A 17,508-nucleotide genomic window follows, 5' to 3' on the forward strand; every position below is an offset into this window, starting at 1 on the left:
TCCAGCGGATGCTAGCAGTGCGGGCGAATTGTCATTCTCACTTTGCACTGCTCCTGCTACAGTGCGGGCCTGCGTTTCTTCCCCCGCCTTCGTTAAATGCCTTTCGCTGCTAGTATGCGTATCCTCACCAAATACGTCGTCGGTGAACTGCTCAAGTTGTTTGTGCTTACATTGAGCGTCATGACTCTCATGATGTTCATTGGGCTCCTAGGCAAGCAGGCTGTCGAGCAGGGGCTCGGTCTCGGGGCACTCCTGCGACTGATGCCTTACGTACTGCCCGAAGCGTTGCAGTTTACGTTGCCTGGCGCTTTGCTACTGGCGGTCTCCGGAGTCTACGGAAGAGTGGCCAGCAGCAACGAACTGGTCGCCGTGAAGTCGATGGGCATCTCGCCGATGGTGATGGTTTGGCCCACCTTGATTCTGAGCGTGCTGGTAAGCTTCACCGCGGTCTGGTTGAACGACATCGCTGTTTCTTGGGGCCGGCGAGGACAAGAACGGGTGATTCTCGAGTCGCTCGAAGCGATTGCCTATAGTCAACTGACAAACAAAGGGATGTTCGAGTACCGGTCGCTCAAAGTCTACGTGAAAGACGTGCAAGGGCGTACGCTCGTCCGACCGCAGATTGTGATCAAAGAGAAAGGGCAGGAGCAAGCCGATATTCTCGAGGCTCGTTCCGCCCAATTTGCGGCCGACATTGATAGCGGCCAACTGATTCTCAAGATGGAGGACGTCGACGCCACTGGCGAATTCGACTTCATTCAGCCGGGAGTCGCCGAGCAAGAGTTGCCGCTGGACGATCTGCTGGGAAGCCGCGAGAAGAGCCGCAGCCCGTCAAACTACGCCTTGGCGGAAATCGGCCCAGGCAAGCAGCAGGAACGCGAAACCATCGATAAAGCTCGGCAGGATATGAGCACCGAGGCTGCATTCGCCATGCTCACCGGCGATTTCAACGAGTTGGGCGAGAGCAACTGGAAGAATCAAGAACGCACGATCCGCAACGCTGAGAACCGTTTGAACCGGTTCTACACCGAGCCGTATCGACGATGGTCGAATGGTTTTAGCTGCCTGGCGTTCGCGTGCGTGGGGATTCCCGTCGCGGTAATGCTTCGCAAAGGCGAAATGCTGGCCAGCTTCTTTGCCTGCTTCCTGCCGATATTGATCGTCTACTACCCCATGTTCATGGGGACGATGGTGGCCGCGAAGAAAGGCAACCTGCCCCCTCAGTCGGTTTGGCTCGGAAATATCGTGCTGATCATCGTCGGGCTCTACTTGATGCGCCGCGAGGTACGTCACTAACAGCCAGTTGGTTGCCTTTGAATAAGGCTCTTCTGTGCGTTTGCTAGCACTCTCGTAATCTGTTCTTGTGAGCGGTTGGTTCCGCTTGCTAGAATCGCCCGGTATCGGCTCATGGAAGAGCCGCTTTTATGTCCATCGTGGCGGCGTTACCGGAACCGCCGCCGTGTTGGTCGCCGCGACAAGGAGGTCGCCATGATCTCGCATTGGCCAATTCGCTTGAAGCTCCGCGTCGGACTCGGTTCGATGGCGGTGAGTATCGCGCTGTTGTTTGCGGCTGCCCTCTACGGTCTCTACGCTTATCGCAATTTGGTGAAGAGCTTGAGCGCCAGGTCGCAAGAGTTGCCGCTCGCCGATCAACTCAGCACCACTGTTGGTGACCTGAAGGTGATCATCGCTCAGGCCAAACAAGCGATTACCAACAAAGATGAGATCAAGTTCAATGGAGTGCGTTTCAGCATGGCTTCGAGCTTTCCTGAACTGCAGGAGAAGGAACGTGCTGAGTTCCGGGAAGAGTATTTACTGAAGTACAACGATTTCAAGAACGCCCTCTCGCTCTACAAAGAACGGTTGGATGTAAGCCGGGCGCATACTGGGGGACGCATCGGCGACGACCAACGTGAACGGGCGACGCTCAAACAGATCGATGCGGTGCTAGCTCGCATCGATTCGCAACACCCGCTGCAAGAGTGGGTGGAAGAAGATCTCGCTTCACTGGAAAGCGAAATTAACCAGCTAAGGAAACTGGCGGGCGAACTCCCCAGCTACTTGCATCAGCGACTACAGTTGCTGGCCGGCGACGTTCGCTCGCAGTATCGCCTGGCTATTCCGTTGGCCTGGGCCACCTTCCTGGCTTCGGTGCTGGTGATGGGCTTGGCCATCGTGGTGTTTCATCGCACGATCTCTCGACCGCTTGGCATCCTGGTCTCTGGATCCCGCGAAGTCGCCAAGGGAGAGTTCGACCACCGCATTCAGCTGGATAGTCGTGACGAAATCGGCGAGTTGGCGGTGGCCATGAACGACATGACCTCTCGGTTCCAAGAAATCTACACCGATCTGGACCATCAGGTGCAAGAGCGAACCAAGGAAGTGGTGCGGAGCGAACAGCTTGCCAGCGTCGGTTTTCTGGCCGCCGGCGTGGCCCACGAAATCAACAACCCGCTTGCCTCGATTGCGTTGTGCAGCGAATCCCTCGAAAGCCGGATCAAAGAATTGCTCGGCGACGATCCCCAGTCGACGCCTGAAAAAGAAGTGGTGATCAGCTACCTGGACATGATTCAAAAAGAGGCCTTCCGCTGCAAACAGATTACCGAGAAGCTGCTCGACTTTTCCCGGATGGGTGACTCGCAGCGTCACGCAACGGAGCTTCGCGATCTAGTGGGCGGGGTCATTGAGATGATCCAGCACCTTGGCCGATACAACGGCAAGAATCTGGAACTCGAGCCAGGTGATCCGGTGATCGTCGACGTGAATCCGCAAGAGATCAAGCAGGTGGTGCTGAACCTGATTACTAACGGGCTCGATAGCCTCGAAGCTGGCGGCACCGTAAGTGTGAAGGTAGAACGCCATGCAGGTCAGGCTCGCATCGTGGTTCGCGACAATGGCTGTGGAATGACTGAAGAGGTGATTCGCAATCTGTTCGAACCATTTTTCACGCGCCGACGCGACGGGCAGGGTACCGGACTAGGGCTCTCGATCACGTGCCGGATCATCAACGAACATGGCGGGTCGATCACACCCACCAGCGAAGGGGTGGGCCAAGGTTCACAGTTCATCGTCACCCTTCCTTTGGCACAACGAAACAGCAAGGCGGCCTAGTCGTCGCCAGATTCGATACAGCGTTTTTCTTGAGTAGAGACCACGAGGACTTAGTAATGCCGACTCAGCCTAATGCACCGCAGGGACTATCGATGTTGTTTGCCGACGACGAAAGATCGCTGCAGGAATTAATGAAGCTGGAAATACCTCGTATGGGGCACCGGGTGACCGTGTGTCCCGATGGGCTCACCGCCGCAGCGGCACTGGAGAAGGACAATTTCGACTGCATTCTGGTCGACCTCGACATGCCTGGTCTAAACGGCATCCAGGTCATTGCCAAGGCCAAGGAGATGTCGCCTAGCACCGAAGCGATCGTGCTAACGGGAAAAAGTTCCACCGATACGGCTATCGCAGCGCTGCGTCATGGAGCCTTCGACTACCTGACCAAGCCCTGCAAGCTGGTAGAAATCGAAGCCCTGCTGAAACGCGTGCAGGATAAACGCGAACTGACAAACAAGTACTACGCGCTGGTGCATCGGCTCGAATCGATCGAAGGAGCCCCCAGGCTCATTGGCGAGTCTACCGGCATGGGGCAGGTGCAGAAGATGATTAGTCGGGTCGGCCCAACTGACTCGACAGTACTCATTTTGGGCGAGACCGGTACCGGTAAGGAACTGGTTGCCCGCGCGGTGCATGAGAATAGCACCCGGGCTGGCAAGCCATTTGTCGCGATCAACTGCGGGGCGTTGCCTGAGAACTTGATCGAGAGCGAGCTGTTCGGTCACGCGAAGGGGGCGTTCACCGGTGCCGACGATCATCGCACCGGTCTGTTCGAGGTCGCCAGCGGTGGCACGATCTTCCTCGACGAAATCGGCGAGCTTCCCAAGAGCATGCAGGCGAAGCTGCTGCGTGTGCTCGAGAGCCGAGAGATTCGTCGGGTGGGCGAAAACAAGACCGTGATGGTCGACGTGCGGGTGGTGTGTGCGACGCACCGAAACCTGGAAGACATGGTTGCCGAAGATGAGTTCCGCGAAGACCTGATGTATCGGATCAACACGTTCGAGATCCACCTTCCGCCGCTGCGGGAGCGACTCGACGATATCCCTCAACTGGCCGCCCACCTGCTCGCCCGATTCCGACCACAGGGCAAGGGGTTCGATCACCAACTGACCGACGACGCGCTCTCGGCGCTCAAGTCGCACGTCTGGCCAGGCAATGTTCGTGAGCTGGCCAACGTGATTGAACACGCGACCATCTTGTGCGACTCGGGTCCTATCAGCAGCGAGCACCTACCCCAGCACTTTAACCGCCGCCAACTCACTGGCGGGGCCAAAGCTCAATTGGGACCGATGACGCTGCGCGATCTTGAGATGGAAGCTATTCATCAAGCCCTCGATCGCCATTCGGGCAACAAGCCGAAGGCGGCCGAGGAGCTCGGAATTAGTCTCAAGACGCTCTACAACAAGCTCAACCAGTCGACCACGCTAGAGAAGAGTGCCTAGCACGCGCGTGCAGCGGTGCTTGGGACACAAAATGTCCAGCGTTGGGAAAAAAGGCAGCCAGTCGATCCGAAACGGTGCGTCGCGTGCGATCAGAGTCGGCGGACGACACCGGTGACGATGCCGAGCACTTGCACGTTCTTCGAGTAGATCGGCTTCATGCTGCTATTGGCCGGTTGCAGCCGAATGCGGTTGGCCTCGGGGAACCAGTACTTCAGCGTTGCTTCGCCTTCGTCGGTCATGGCGACGACGATATCGCCCCGGTGGGCAGTGCGGGCGCGGCGGCAAATCACGACATCGCCATCCGCAATGGCGGCTTCGATCATCGACTCGCCCTTCACTTTCAGGGCGAAAGTGTTCTTCTTCACGGGGAACCAGTCGTCGAAGTCGAATCGCTCGGCTTGTTCGATGGCTTCGGTCAGGCTACCGGCGGCGATTTCACCTACCAGCGGCATGCCGGTTTCGGCCAAAACGGCTTCGCTAAGCTGAATAGCCCGCGACATGTTCGGTTCGCGGACAATCAGGCCCTTCTTTTCCAAGGCCTTCAGATGGCACATCACCCCGTTGGGCGAGGCGATCTCGAAGTGCTCGCCGATTTCACGCACCGTGGGGCCATAGCCACGATTGTCGATTTTATCGCGAATAAAGTCGAAAACTTGCTTTTGACGCTTGGTTAGCGTGTCTAACAGCATGATAAAGGCCGCCTTGCGGTTGAAAACTGGAAAACGAACTGAAATTAAGCCAGATCGCAGGTGGCAATACCCCAACCGGAGGGGGCTAGTTGCCGAGATTTCTGCGGTCCAGTAGTAGGTTTAAGGTGTTAGATTAAGTAGAATACAGAGTATTGGCTTTGAATATGTTGGCTAAGGCAGCAATTCACTCTGTCAATACAGGTGCTACAACCTTCCCTACTTAAAATATGCTATACGGGCGTACATCGTCAATAGCTTGCGGAAATTTTTCGCGAAAAAACGACCAGGCGACAACATTTGTCCCGTTCACCGGGCCAGCTTACAATCAAACAATCCCGCCTAGCGGTCGCCGCCCGCCTAGCCTTCTGACATCTGTTGGAGCCGTATCAAATGCAGTGGAGAGCTCGCCCATTCGTATTGGTTATCGCTGCGTTGAGTCTCGTGATTTGTCGCCCGCTCTGGGCTGACGATCCGCAGCCCGATAGCCCTCAACCTCCCGCGGAGCAGGCTGCCCCGTCGGAAGAATCTTCGGAAGAGTCGCCGGAAGCCAATCCAGCCGACGAGTCCGCCGCCCCAGAACAGCCAGCCGAAGAACCTGCCAAGCCTGAGTCCGAGGCTCAGCCAGCACCCGAGGCCAAACCAGAAGCGGATAAGCCTGCCGAGACTCCTCCTGCTGAGAAAGCCGAGTCGGCTGAAGAAAAGCCAGCCCCAGAGCAGCCTGCCGAGGAAGCAAAACCTGCTGAGGGCGAGAAGAAAGAATCGGCCGAACCAGAGATGGAGCCCGAGGACCAAGCTCCCAAGGAAGAGGCTGAGAAACCAGCCGAGGAATCTGAGGAGAAGCCAGCCGATGATGCAAAGGGCGATGACGCGCCGGAAGAAAAACCGGCGGAGTCGAAGCCCGATGAATCAAAGCCGAATGAATCGAAGCCCGAAGAGCCAGAGCAGCCCGCCCCGCGGACACTCGATCTGGATGAAGCCACCTCAAAGGTGCTGGAGAAGCCGTATCCACAGAACGTCGAAGACCTGCTGCTAATCCAAAAGCAGACGCAGCGCGTGGTCGAAACGGCCACCCCGGCGACCGTGTCGGTGCGAGTAGGGCAAGCGTTTGGTAGCGCTGTAATCGTTAGCCCGGATGGGTTGGTACTTACCGCCGGCCACGTGGTCGGCCAACCTGGGCAGGATGTGACCTTTATCTTCTCCGATGGCAAGACCGCCAAGGGAAAGACGTTAGGCATGTTCCGCGAGATCGACAGCGGCATGATGAAGATCACCGATCCTGGCCCATGGCCCTACGTGAAGCTGGCCAAGGCTGGCGACATCAAGACCGGACAGTGGGTGGTCGCTATTGGTCACCCCGGTGGCTTTGACCCTGAGCGCACGCCGCCCGTTCGTTTGGGACGTGTGCTGTTCTCCAACGACGATGTGATTAGCACCGACTGCACCTTGGTCGGTGGCGACTCGGGCGGACCGCTTTACAACATGAAGGGCGAGGTCGTTGGTATCCACAGCCGCATTGGTCGGCGGATCACCGACAATTTCCACGTGCCAATTTCGACGTATCACTCCACCTGGGACCGCCTGGCCTCAGGCGAAGAGTGGGGGCGTCCGCTTGGGGGAACCGAACAAGCCGAAGCCCGTCCGTTGCTCGGAGTCACTGGCAATCGCTATGAACCCGAATGCAAAATCGCCGACGTCTATCCCGGCATGCCGGCCGCTCAGGCGGGGCTCAAGTCTGGCGACATCGTGCGAAAGTTCAATGGTAAGCAGGTTCAATCGTTCGACGATTTGATCAACATGGTCTTCGAGCAAAAGCCAGGCGACACGGTGAAAATCGAAGTCGCCCGCGGCGAAGAAACGCTGAATATGGAACTCCGGCTGGGGCTCGCATCGAAGCCACTGCCTGGCAGTGCCGAGAAGCCTGAGAAAAAGGGTTAGAGGGACAAAGCATGAACCATCGTTGGATGATGAATCGGTACGTGATGCTGGCCGTTGTCAGCTTGCTGACAGTTTCGGTCGCTCGCGCCCAAGAGAACGATCCGCTGAACCAAGCGGGTGAAGCCTTGCGCAACGCGATGCGGCGGGTGATGATTCCCAGCTCGAAGCTCACGGATGGCCCGCAGGTTCGTTCGGCGTTTCGCGAAGTTGTCGCCGATGCAGCCGAAGCAACCGTTGCTGTTCGCTTGAATGGCAAGCAGGTCGCTCTGGGGGGCATCGTGGGTCGTGATGGCTGGGTGATTACCAAGGCCGATCAGCTGAAGGGGGAGACTCCAACCTGCAAGCTGAAGGATGGTCGTGAGTTCGATGCTCGCGTGGTGGGAATCGACAACAAATACGACATGGCCATGCTCAAGATCGAAGCGAAAAACCTACCGGTGCTTTCGCTAAAACGCGACGACGACGCAACCGTCGGTGAGTGGGTCGCCACCGTGGCCCCTGACCGCGACCCGGTGGCCGTCGGCATTGTGGCCGTCGACACCCGACGCATTCGTCCGCAGCGCGGTTGGCTCGGCATTCAGATGGATACCAGCACGGATCGCCCGCGAATTGCCCTGGTCTACGAAGGCTCGGCCGCCGAGCAGGCGGGGCTGTTGGTAAACGATGAAATCGTCGAGATCAATGGCGAGGCAACCAACGACCGCGAAAGGTTGTTCCGCACCATCGGCAAGTACAGTCCTGGTGACTTGCTGGCCATGAAGATCAAGCGGGGAAGCGAGTCGCTCAGTGTCGAAGCCGTGCTAACGCCGCCGGTTAAAGGCATGCCGAACGATCGTCGGCAGTTCCAGAACAATCTCGGCAGTGAGTTGAGCGATCGCCGATTCGGTTTCGACGCTGCCTTCCAGCACGACACGGTGCTCAAACCGGTTGATTGTGGTGGTCCGCTGGTCGACCTCGAAGGTCACGTGGTTGGTTTCAACATTTCGCGAAGCGGGCGTACCGAGAGCTATGCGATTCCTGCGAACGTCGCGATCACAAGATTCTACGACCTGATGTCGGGCAACTTGCCTCCGAAGGTGCGAAACAAAGTCGACGCGCCGGACGAAGAGCAGCCCGTGAATGCCGAATCGGAGCCAGAGCCCGAGGAAGCCTCTGCCGAGTAACCTCGGTGGTAGCCGCACTCGACCGCTGCTCCCTGTTGAACCCCCGGGGCCATCTGTTCTAATGGCATCGCTGTTAGCACGAAGTCCCTATATCGGAGGTTCCTACGTTGATTCATGTCATAGCTGCTCTTACCACCGCGCCTGGCAAACGGGATGAATTGATCGAAGCATTTAAGCAGGTAGCACCCACGGTGCGTGCCGAGGATGGATGCATCGAGTACAACGCTGCCGTTGACGTGCAAACCCCGCTCGATGGCCAAAGCGATCTCCGTGACGACGTACTGACCGTTGTCGAAAAATGGGAAAGCATCGACGCCCTCAAAGCCCATCTGGCGACTTCCCACATGGAGCAGTTTTTCACTGCAATGGGCGATGTGATCACCGGTGTCTCGCTGCAGGTGCTGTCGCCTGTTTGAGTTTGGCACGATCTTTCATTTCTAACTAATGGTGCCTTGAGGACTTTCGCAGTCGCAAGGCGTTGCCTTTCGGTACTGCGCTCGATTCTATGTCCGATACCACTCGTCAATCGCTGGCCGCGATGGCCGATACTGTCGTCGTGAAGGTAGGCACCCGCGTGCTCACCCACCCCAACGGTGCGCTCGATACTCGCCGGGTGGCGGGGCTCGCCGATCAACTGGCGTTGCTCACCAGCGAAGGGCGGCGCGTGCTGCTGGTCAGTAGCGGAGCGGTCGGCGCCGGCATCGGGCGACTGGGGCTCGAGCATCGCCCCACCGACTTGGCGGAGCTGCAGGCGGTTGCGAGCGTTGGACAGAGCTGCCTGATCGAAGCCTACAACCTGGCACTCGAAAACCACGGCCGACATGCTGCCCAGGTGTTGCTTACGGCCGACGATTTCACCGATCGTTCGCGGTACCTCAACGTTCGCAACACGTTGTTCGCACTGTTTCGGTTGGGAGCGGTGCCAATTGTCAATGAGAACGACGTGGTGCGAGTCGACGAGCTGCAGCGTAACGTCGGCGACAACGATCGACTCGCGGCCATGGTCACCAACTTGCTCCGCGCGCCGTTGCTGGTGCTGCTCTCCGACGTGGAAGGGGTGTACGAGTCGATGCCATCGGGCGACGAACCGCCGGTCGTGATTCCGCAGATCGATATCTCGCAGATCGCCTCGGATAGCCTCGTACAGTCGCGGGCGAATGCCGGGGCCGGGCCTCAGCTCAGCGTCGGAGGGATGGGCAGCAAGCTCGATGCAGCTCGGCTCGTCGCTACCGCTGGCGAACGGGTGATCATCGCGAGCGGTCGCCGTTCGAACGTGCTGGTCGACATCCTGGCCGGCAAACAGGTTGGTACGCTCATCATGGGCGCCGAATCGACCACCAACTCGCGGAAGCGTTGGATCGGCGGCGCTGCCCGCTGCGAAGGGCGTTTGATCGTGGATGAAGGAGCGAGCCGAGCGCTCTGCGAGCGGGGTAGCAGCCTGCTGGCCGTGGGTATCACCCGCGTTACTGGCCAGTTCAGCCGAGGCGACGCAGTGGCTATCGTCGATGGGCAAGGGATCGAAATCGCGCGTGGTTTGAGCAACTACTCGGCCGACGAAGTCGCTAAAATTGCCGGCGCGAGGGCCGATCGCATTGCGGACTTGCTAGGGCAGCGACCTTACATCGAGGTAGTGCATCGCGACAATCTGGCGCTCTTGGGTTAAATGGCGTCGAGGGGAATCCTACTTTATAGGCCGGCCTTCGCATCGTGGGAGGCCGCATCGAACTTCGCAAGCATTTGCAGCATTTCGTTACTTGCTACGGATTCTTCACTCACGATTTCGTCCGCTCCTACCTTCGACAGGCGGGCGACATTCGCCTGGTACCGGCAGCGAACCACCACGTAGCAATTCGGATTTGTTTTGCGCAGTTGCTGGACGATGGAAATCGCGGCCTGGTCGTCGGGCACCGAAAGCACAGCGATCGAAGCCTCGGCGATGCCGGCCCGTTGCAGGATGCTCGGCTGCGTGGCATCGCCAGCCACGGTGCGAATGCCTTGCTGTGCGAAGGGGTGCAGATTGATCGGGCTGAAATCGACCAGGCACACATCCTTGCCAGCGATCTCGAGCAGTGAGGTCACTTGTCGACCGATGAGTCCGGCGCCGATCACAATCGCCTGATTGCCAGACTGCTTCGGTAGATCGTGCGTGGGTTGTTCGCCTTCTTCGGGCAGGTCGTGAGTCCACCGGAAACCAAACTTGAGCAGCGGAGGGGTGAGAATCAGCGAACCAATGGCCACGGCCACGATGCGCTGATAATCCGACTCGACAAGAACCCCTGATTCCCAGCCGAGTAGGATCAACACGAAAGCAAACTCGCCGACATGAGCCAAACCGATGCCCATGCCGAACGCGGCCGACCAGCGCAGCCCGGTGAGTCGCAGCGCCAGGGTAGCCGCCAGGGCTTTGATAACCAGCAGGGCGACGAAGCAACCAAGCGACAGCAGTGGCGAATCCATCAACACTTGCGGATCGAACAGCAACCCGAGTCCCACGAAAAACACCGCGGAGTAAGACTCGCGGAACGGCAGCACCAGCGCGTCGATCTGCCGAGCCCAGCGACTCCCTCCCAGCACGAGCCCAGCGGCGAACGATCCGATGGCGGGGGGGAGCCCCAACTGGTGCGCACCCAGCGTGACTCCGCCGAGCAGCACGAGCGTAAATAGCACAATCAGGTCGGGGCTGCGATAGCTGGCAAACAGAGGGACAACCCACCGTCGCAGCACGATTCGCAGCACAACGACACCAGCCACAAACAGTACCGAGGATAACGCCAGTACCAAGTACCGCGCGGCACCCACGCTTTCGCCGCTCTGGGTGAGCAGCGGCACCAGCAGCAGCAGTGGAATCAACGCGGCGTCCTGGAACAACAGAATACCAATCGCCCGCCGGCCATGCGGCAAACTAGCGTGGCCCCACTCGGCCAGGGCTTTGAACACCAGCACCGTGGAACTAAACGACACTGCCGCGGCAATCAGCAGCGCGGCCTGCCAGGCAAAACCCATCACCAGCAAGCAGCCAGCCACCGGTCCGCCGACCAGCAGCATTTGCACGCTTCCCCCAATCGCCAGGTTGCGCCCGAGCCGGCCGAGTTCTTCAAGCGAGAACTCCAGGCCAATCGAGAACAGCAGCAGGAACACGCCGGCCTCGGCGATGTATTCAATCTCGTGGCGGTCGTCGCTTACCCAGCCAAGCAGTCCCTCGCCAATCACCGCACCGACCACCAGGTAACCGACCAGCACCGATATGCGCAACCACCGACAGACCAGACTCGCGATGAGTCCAGACGTCAGGATGATCATCAAATCGTTGACCAGGTAGTTGTTCATGACGGCAGGATAGAGAATAAAAAGGACCGGCGTGTGGTTGGCCTAAGCCTGTTTGAATATAGCTTTCACCGCTTCGCTGCGGATCGGCTACTCGACCAAAAGGGCCATCTGCATGCGGGCTAGGGTGACGTAGCCAACGGTTTGCTGCTTGCGATTGATGACTCTCGCAATCGGCGATTCGGTAGCCAGCATGTGCGAGAGCGTTGCCAGGTAGGGACGTTTTTCATCAACAGTCAGCATCGGCCGAGCGGGCAGTTTGTCGTCCTGCACGAACAAGCAGTCGGCGACCTTCACGAATTGAGTCACCTTTCGTTTGCCTTCCACCAACTCCTCGACCGGCATCAGCGTTTGCCCGGTACGTTTGGCAATCGCGATCACCTGGCCAGCGGTCGAATGCGTCGAGACGCGTGGAAACCGCGAAGCGGGCTCCACAAAGCCCGAGATCGACTGCACACCTAACGCAATAGTTGCTTGAGCCAGCGACTGTTGCGTCGGCTTCAGCAGGCCCACTGCTTCGCCTTCGTCGAGCAGTTCACCCAATTCGCGACGGGCGAGCACCATTTGCCACGGTTCTGGCGACTTGCGACCAATGGTCTCCAGCAGCTTATTCACCAACCACAATAGCGCGCTCACCGGGGCAAACAGCACCGCTGCGATGCCGAACGGAATACCGCAGCGGCGAATCATCTTGTTGGGCGACGACAGAAAAATGTTTTTCGGCAGTAGCTCGCCATAGATGAAGATGAACGGAGCCAGCAGCATCGGGGCCAGCAGTTCAGCCGACGGCCAGCCAGGCAAGCCTTGCGTTGCCCCCATCACGATGGCCGCCGACGTGACGTAGTTGGCTACGTTGTTGCCGACCAAAGCGGTGGCCACAAAGATGCTCGGATTGTTCGACGCCCACAACAGCCCGCGACTGATCATGTCGCCATCCAAGGCGTTGATCAGCAGCCGTGCACGATTCATGCGGTAGAATCCGGTTTCGGATCCGCTGAAAAACGCGCTCAGGCACATGCCGACAGCAAACAACAGCAGGGCGATCATCATGATGCACCTCCGTCGCTATGGTGGTTGAGCAAGTCGCTATCGGGCGACAGCCTTTCGACCGTCGCGGTCAGCCGCCCAGGACGTGGCGAGTCGATCACCCGAAACAGGCAGCTGCCCCACACCACTTCGTCGTCGGGCTGGGGAAGTCGCTGCAACGACTCTTGCAGCAAGCCAGCAACGGTCACGCTCTTGGCTTCCGGCAGGTGGAGTTTCAGCAGCTTGGCTAACCGCCTTAGGGTGAGCGCCCCGTTGAGCTGGTACACCTCGTCGCCAAGTGGTTCGATCGACTGTGCCGCCGTGCGGGAGGTGTCGCGGATAGCAGGGTTGCTAAACAAGGCGTGCATCACGTCGTCGAACGTGACGATGCCGATGGTTTCGCCGAGCTCGTTAATCACGACCGCTAGTCCGCCACGGCTTTGATTCAGCACGTCGAGCGTCGTCGCGCCCGACGCACACCATGGCACGTACGGCACACGGTCGCACTCGAGTTCCAAGTGCTTGGCCGTGGTCGTCGCCAGTTGCGCGAGCGGCATCGCGCGGTCGATTTCGTCGCTATCCGACTCGGCGACCAGCAGGTGATCGCAGGTCGGAGGTTTCTTGCGAAGATCCTCCAGGCTCACAGGAGCCTGGTAGATGGTCAGCCCGCTTCGCGGACGCATCAGCTCTTCGGCTTCCATCTCGGTGAGCGACACAATTTGATTGAGTACCAGTTCCTCCTGGCGAGCGAGGGTTTTGTCGGGCGTGCTTAGCGAAATCGCTCGTTCGATGTCTCGCAGTTCGAGATACGCTTCCTGCTCAAAGTTCGGCATGATGGTTCGCAGCGAGATGCGATTCACGAACCGCAGCGAGGGCAGGATCGGCGATAGCACCCTCACCGAGGCGATAAGCGGCAAGCTCACCGCGGTCGAAATCACGCGCGGCCAAAGCACCGCCAGATTCTTGGGTACCATTTCGCTGAGCAAAATAATTGCGAGCAGCGACCCAATGGCAAACATGGCCGCCGCTTCGTGATGGCCGCTGCGTTCGAGCGCCAGACCGATGCTCGAGGCAATCGCGAAGTACGAAATGTTGATCACCAGATTCCAGAACAGCACACTGGTGAGCAGCGTTTCGGGACGCTCCAGGAGCTGGACCACCCGCTTTTGAGCCCGATTGCCATGCACAAACCGTTCGCGGTCGTCCCGCGTCAGGTAGAACAGGGCCGCTTCGCTGGCCGAAAAAAAGGCGGAACCGACCAGCAGAACCAGCATCGTAGCTAGGAGCGGGATGTGCTGCAGGAAGGGTGCCACGGCGGGAGTACAAAATATGGTGTGGAAGGCGAAAAATACGGACAGACAAGTATAGTATCTGCTAGGCGCGCGTCACAGCCGGTTTCACGTGCCGGAGTCCGGCACGCCGAAAACCGAAGAGGCGACCCAACACGCTCTGCGCGACCGTGGAATTCGATCCGCTCCCGAGGGCCGACTGCTGGCACATCCTGCTGCCCTCCTGTTCGTCCATTTCTGCTAGCTTTCGCCCCCTCGGCGAAATAGATTCCCATCGCTCACGAATAGATTCCCAATTTACCCACCGATGGGAAAATTGAATCTGCACGCACGCTGCAAAACCAGTGGTTTTCGGCTGCGAATAGATTCCCATTCCCAAAAACGCATCGAGTGGGAATCTATTTTTACGCGGCGCACTTATCGCAAGTCGTTGGTAGATAGTGGTTTGCATCAACACCTCCGCGGAAAGTGCCCAAAATAGATTCCCATGGGTGGGAAACTATTCTGGGAGGATTCAGGAATCAGGATTCGGGGGACAGGGGGAAGGAGCTTCCGGCGACGCAGCCCCACCATCGCTTTACCCAACCGCGCAGCAGCGAACGCCCGCGCCAGCAAACATTCGCCTGCGCATCGCTAGAAGTTCTGACGTTTGAAATTCATTCCATCGCAACCACCTCCATTAACTAAAAAGCCAACAGCCGATAGCTGAAAGCCGACAGCCAACACACCTGTCCATTAGATCACCTTAGGTGGCCAATTCCCAGCAAAAACTACTGAGAATGCGCACACGACAGCCGCTTGCTGGCGCTACTCGTTGCCATGCTTCCATTGAATCTGGAATTCGATCTCCTCGGAGTCGCCGTCGCGTTCGTGTTCGATATTGAACTCCGCTCGCACCGGCACGTAGATCCGCTCGCCGGCAATCTGAATTCCGAACTTCTCGCCTTGCTCCAGGGCGTCGGCCAGTCGGCGGAGTTTGGCGACAAACTCGCTGGTACTGTAGGCTTTCTCGATGTCTCGCTCTTCGCTCATGGTGTGGTCTCTCAGGTTTGGGGTTGGCTGCGGTAATCCACCGATCGGGGTACGATAGCACGGGGGAATAAGCCTTGCCACTCTGCGCGGGGGGAGGGGGCACGGGGGAATAAGCCTTGCCACTCTGCGCGGGGGGAGGGGGCCATGCTAGAATCGTGCTCCCCATCCCCGCGGTGTTTCCCTGTTCGGTGGGCAATTCACCTTACCCCCTCTGCAGCGAGACCAGGCGAACCCCAACCATCGGTTCAGGGTCCCTGACTTCGTCTGTCTGTTCGATGGGGTGCCGTGAATACGTGGTTGTCCTTCGCACCCTCACACCCTTCCTTGGGCGAAATCTTGCATGGTCCGCCGAATCGCCAATAGCTACCGCGAATCCTACTCCGGTTTGCCGAGGGAGTTATGGATCGTTGCGCTGTCGCTGTGGATCAATCGTTGCGGAGCCATGGTGCTCGCTTATCTGGCGATTTACCTGCACGAAAGCAAGGTAGCCATGCCCGAGAGCGAAGCCGGGCGGATGATTAGCGTGTTTGGCGTTGGATCGATTCTGGGCACATTAATCGGCGCCCGCCTGGTCGAAGCGGTCGGTGCGGTACGGGTGCAAACCCTCTGTATGCTGCTAGCAGCGCCGTTGTACTGGTTCATCCCCGCCTGGACCGAAACCTGGGCCATCGTGATCAATATCCTGCTACTCAGCAGCGTGAACGAAGCGGTGCGCCCGGCCAACTCGACGTTGATCGCCAAGTTGGTGAGTCGCGAGGATCGTTCGCGGGCGTTTGCCTTGCAGCGATTGGCTGCGAATCTGGGGTTTGCCTTCGGCGGTCTCATGGGGGGTGTTGTTGCCAGTTACGATTACCGTTTGTTATTCGTGGTAAACGGAAGCACCACGTTAGTAGCAGGTTTGGTGTTGTTGTGGTACTTCCGACTGCAGCGACTACCTGGCGAAGCAAAGCCGAGCGAAGTGCGTGTGCCAGGCCCGGTTACCGACCCGGTGTTCATCGTGTTCTTGGGGTTGTTTCTGTTGAGCACGTTGGTGTTCTTCCAGTTGCTTTCCAATTACACGCTTTATCTGCATGGACCTTACTCGCTAAGTGAGCGTCAGATCGGAATCCTGTTTGCCGTGAACACGTTGATCGTGGTCATCTTTGAGATGCCGCTAGTCGACTGGGTAAAACGCTGGCCGGCGGTGCGCGTGGTAGGCTGGGGGTGTGCACTGTCGTGCCTGGGCTTTGGCATCTTGCCGTTTGGCAGCACCTTTGGGTTTGCCATTTTTGGCATGGCAATCGTGAGCCTTGGCGAGATGCTGTGCATGCCGCTGGCGGCAAGCTACGCGGCCAATCGCTCGCCGGTGGGAGCCGAGGGGCAGTACATCGGATGGTGGTCGATGAGCATTGCCTTGGCCTTTGTCCTGGGGCCGGCCATTGGGTCGTGGCTCTATAGCATCACACCGAATCTGGTGTGGTACGCCAGCCTGGGCATAGCCGGTGTGGTATTCGTTGGGTTTTATCTGCTTCCCAAGAACGAACGGCACACGCACGATCCTCACGACGTGCTTCCGGCCCCCGACGCTGGCGACCTGCTGGCCGACTCGGCCGCCAGTTAAAGTATTGGCCAGTGGATAACGCTCGCGCACTTCGCGTTCGGTTGTTTCGAACAGGGGTAGTTCGTCGGCTATAGCGCTCGTACCGATTCGTGGCGCACGAATCACCTGCCGAGTTTCGTTTCCCTTTGCGGAAACCATCGAGCGAAGGCCGATGCCAGAATGGTAGTGGCCGCTGCGCGTTGTGGTTACCAGAGCGCTTTCAAAGTTGCCCTTTCGGCGAAACGTTGGTGAACCGCTGGATAAACGGCCGCCACGTTAGAACATGGATGTGCAACTTGCACAACATTCTGGCTGCGCACAATCAATGGAACGAGTACGATCATGACAATCGCCAAGCTTTGCCGACCGCTGATGGTTTGCCTGTTGTTTGGCGTGGCCACGCATGCCAGTGCGGGCAATTGCTACAAGGTGCTGGTCGACCCAGGCACGCGGCACACGAATGGAATCCCCATGGCTACAAGTGAGCCGCTACGGGGTCCTTCGGTCAGCTGGAACTGCAATCCCGATCGACTTGGGTATTGCGGCGGCCGGTACTACGTGCCCTGCGTGGACTCGTTGCGGCCTTCTCGGGTCTGGGCGGCCGCCCATGGCAACTTGACCCCTCCCCAGCATACGTACAACTGGAATGCCAACCTGATGTGCCCTCCCTGCGATCAGGAAAGCAGTTTCGACGGGATCGAGCCCGCTGGCTTCTCCCAACTCGGCGAGCTGCCGAACAACATGATGATGCCGGGGGGAGCTGGACGCGGTTCCGCCGGAGCCGTGGCCCCGCCTGCTGGATTCGGGCCCTAAAGCCCGGCCGAGTCCCATAACTGTGCCGAATAGCACAGCCGATAAAATCTGCCAAATCGGCTAAAGAGTCATCCTCCCTGCGCCCGATAATTGGGATAGAAAGAG

14 protein-coding genes are annotated in these 17,508 nt (G+C 58.6%); 9 read left to right on the forward strand and 5 right to left on the reverse strand.

The features are described 5' to 3' along the window. The first annotated feature begins 114 nt into the window (after positions 1 to 114). The 3 genes from Pan181_RS04370 to Pan181_RS04380 all read left to right on the forward strand — a co-directional run bounded on the left by Pan181_RS04370 (position 115) and on the right by Pan181_RS04380 (position 4,553). A complete protein-coding gene (locus tag Pan181_RS04370) occupies positions 115 to 1,296 on the forward strand; it encodes an LptF/LptG family permease (protein ID WP_231943746.1) in 1,182 nt (393 codons plus the stop codon). 192 nt (positions 1,297 to 1,488) lie between these two features. Continuing rightward, on the forward strand, positions 1,489 to 3,111 hold the full coding sequence (locus Pan181_RS04375; RefSeq protein ID WP_197528901.1) for a sensor histidine kinase: 1,623 nt from the start codon (positions 1,489 to 1,491) through the stop codon (positions 3,109 to 3,111). Positions 3,112 to 3,167: 56 nt separating this feature from the next. Further along, on the forward strand, positions 3,168 to 4,553 hold the full coding sequence (locus Pan181_RS04380) for a sigma-54-dependent transcriptional regulator (protein ID WP_145245665.1): 1,386 nt from the start codon (positions 3,168 to 3,170) through the stop codon (positions 4,551 to 4,553). Positions 4,554 to 4,642: 89 nt separating this feature from the next. Here the strand turns inward: Pan181_RS04380 and lexA are convergent, their stop codons facing one another. After that, positions 4,643 to 5,242: a transcriptional repressor LexA gene (lexA, locus tag Pan181_RS04385; RefSeq protein ID WP_197528902.1), complete on the reverse strand. Its 600-nt coding sequence runs from the start codon at positions 5,240 to 5,242 to the stop codon at positions 4,643 to 4,645. Between the two features lie 441 nt (positions 5,243 to 5,683). Between lexA and Pan181_RS04390 the strand changes: the two genes are divergently transcribed. From Pan181_RS04390 to proB, 4 genes are all read left to right on the forward strand, one after another. Next, the gene (locus tag Pan181_RS04390) at positions 5,684 to 7,177 is read left to right on the forward strand and encodes a trypsin-like peptidase domain-containing protein (protein WP_197528903.1); all 1,494 of its coding nucleotides are present in this window, start codon (positions 5,684 to 5,686) and stop codon (positions 7,175 to 7,177) included. An 11-nt stretch (positions 7,178 to 7,188) separates the two neighbouring features. Beyond that, entirely contained in the window at positions 7,189 to 8,340 is a 1,152-nt protein-coding gene (locus tag Pan181_RS25900) for a trypsin-like peptidase domain-containing protein (protein WP_197528904.1), read from the forward strand. A gap of 107 nt (positions 8,341 to 8,447) precedes the next feature. Continuing rightward, positions 8,448 to 8,756, forward strand: coding sequence for a putative quinol monooxygenase (locus tag Pan181_RS04400; RefSeq protein WP_145245667.1), 309 nt, complete (start codon positions 8,448 to 8,450; stop codon positions 8,754 to 8,756). Between the two features lie 89 nt (positions 8,757 to 8,845). Next, positions 8,846 to 10,003 (forward strand): glutamate 5-kinase, encoded by a 1,158-nt coding sequence (gene proB, locus Pan181_RS04405; RefSeq protein ID WP_145245668.1) that lies wholly within the window; start codon positions 8,846 to 8,848, stop codon positions 10,001 to 10,003. 23 nt (positions 10,004 to 10,026) lie between these two features. Here the strand turns inward: proB and Pan181_RS04410 are convergent, their stop codons facing one another. From Pan181_RS04410 to Pan181_RS04425, 4 genes are all read right to left on the reverse strand, one after another. Next, positions 10,027 to 11,667 carry a cation:proton antiporter domain-containing protein gene (locus Pan181_RS04410; RefSeq protein WP_145245669.1) on the reverse strand — a complete coding sequence of 547 codons (1,641 nt, stop codon included), beginning with the start codon at positions 11,665 to 11,667 and terminating at the stop codon, positions 10,027 to 10,029. A gap of 87 nt (positions 11,668 to 11,754) precedes the next feature. Continuing rightward, positions 11,755 to 12,714: a CNNM domain-containing protein gene (locus tag Pan181_RS04415; RefSeq protein ID WP_145245670.1), complete on the reverse strand. Its 960-nt coding sequence runs from the start codon at positions 12,712 to 12,714 to the stop codon at positions 11,755 to 11,757. Then, the gene (locus Pan181_RS04420) at positions 12,711 to 13,964 is read right to left on the reverse strand and encodes a CNNM domain-containing protein (RefSeq protein WP_145245671.1); all 1,254 of its coding nucleotides are present in this window, start codon (positions 13,962 to 13,964) and stop codon (positions 12,711 to 12,713) included. The genes Pan181_RS04415 and Pan181_RS04420 overlap by 4 nt, the downstream gene beginning before the upstream one ends. A gap of 822 nt (positions 13,965 to 14,786) precedes the next feature. Further along, positions 14,787 to 15,011 (reverse strand): amphi-Trp domain-containing protein, encoded by a 225-nt coding sequence (locus Pan181_RS04425; protein WP_145245672.1) that lies wholly within the window; start codon positions 15,009 to 15,011, stop codon positions 14,787 to 14,789. A gap of 340 nt (positions 15,012 to 15,351) precedes the next feature. On the opposite strand from Pan181_RS04425, the gene Pan181_RS04430 reads away from it, so the two are divergent. Next, on the forward strand, positions 15,352 to 16,611 hold the full coding sequence (locus tag Pan181_RS04430) for an MFS transporter (RefSeq protein ID WP_145245673.1): 1,260 nt from the start codon (positions 15,352 to 15,354) through the stop codon (positions 16,609 to 16,611). A gap of 321 nt (positions 16,612 to 16,932) precedes the next feature. After that, positions 16,933 to 17,403, forward strand: coding sequence for a hypothetical protein (locus tag Pan181_RS04435; protein WP_145245674.1), 471 nt, complete (start codon positions 16,933 to 16,935; stop codon positions 17,401 to 17,403). The last annotated feature ends 105 nt before the right edge of the window (positions 17,404 to 17,508 follow it).

The organism is Aeoliella mucimassa, assembly GCF_007748035.1.
Classification (GTDB): domain Bacteria; phylum Planctomycetota; class Planctomycetia; order Pirellulales; family Lacipirellulaceae; genus Aeoliella; species Aeoliella mucimassa.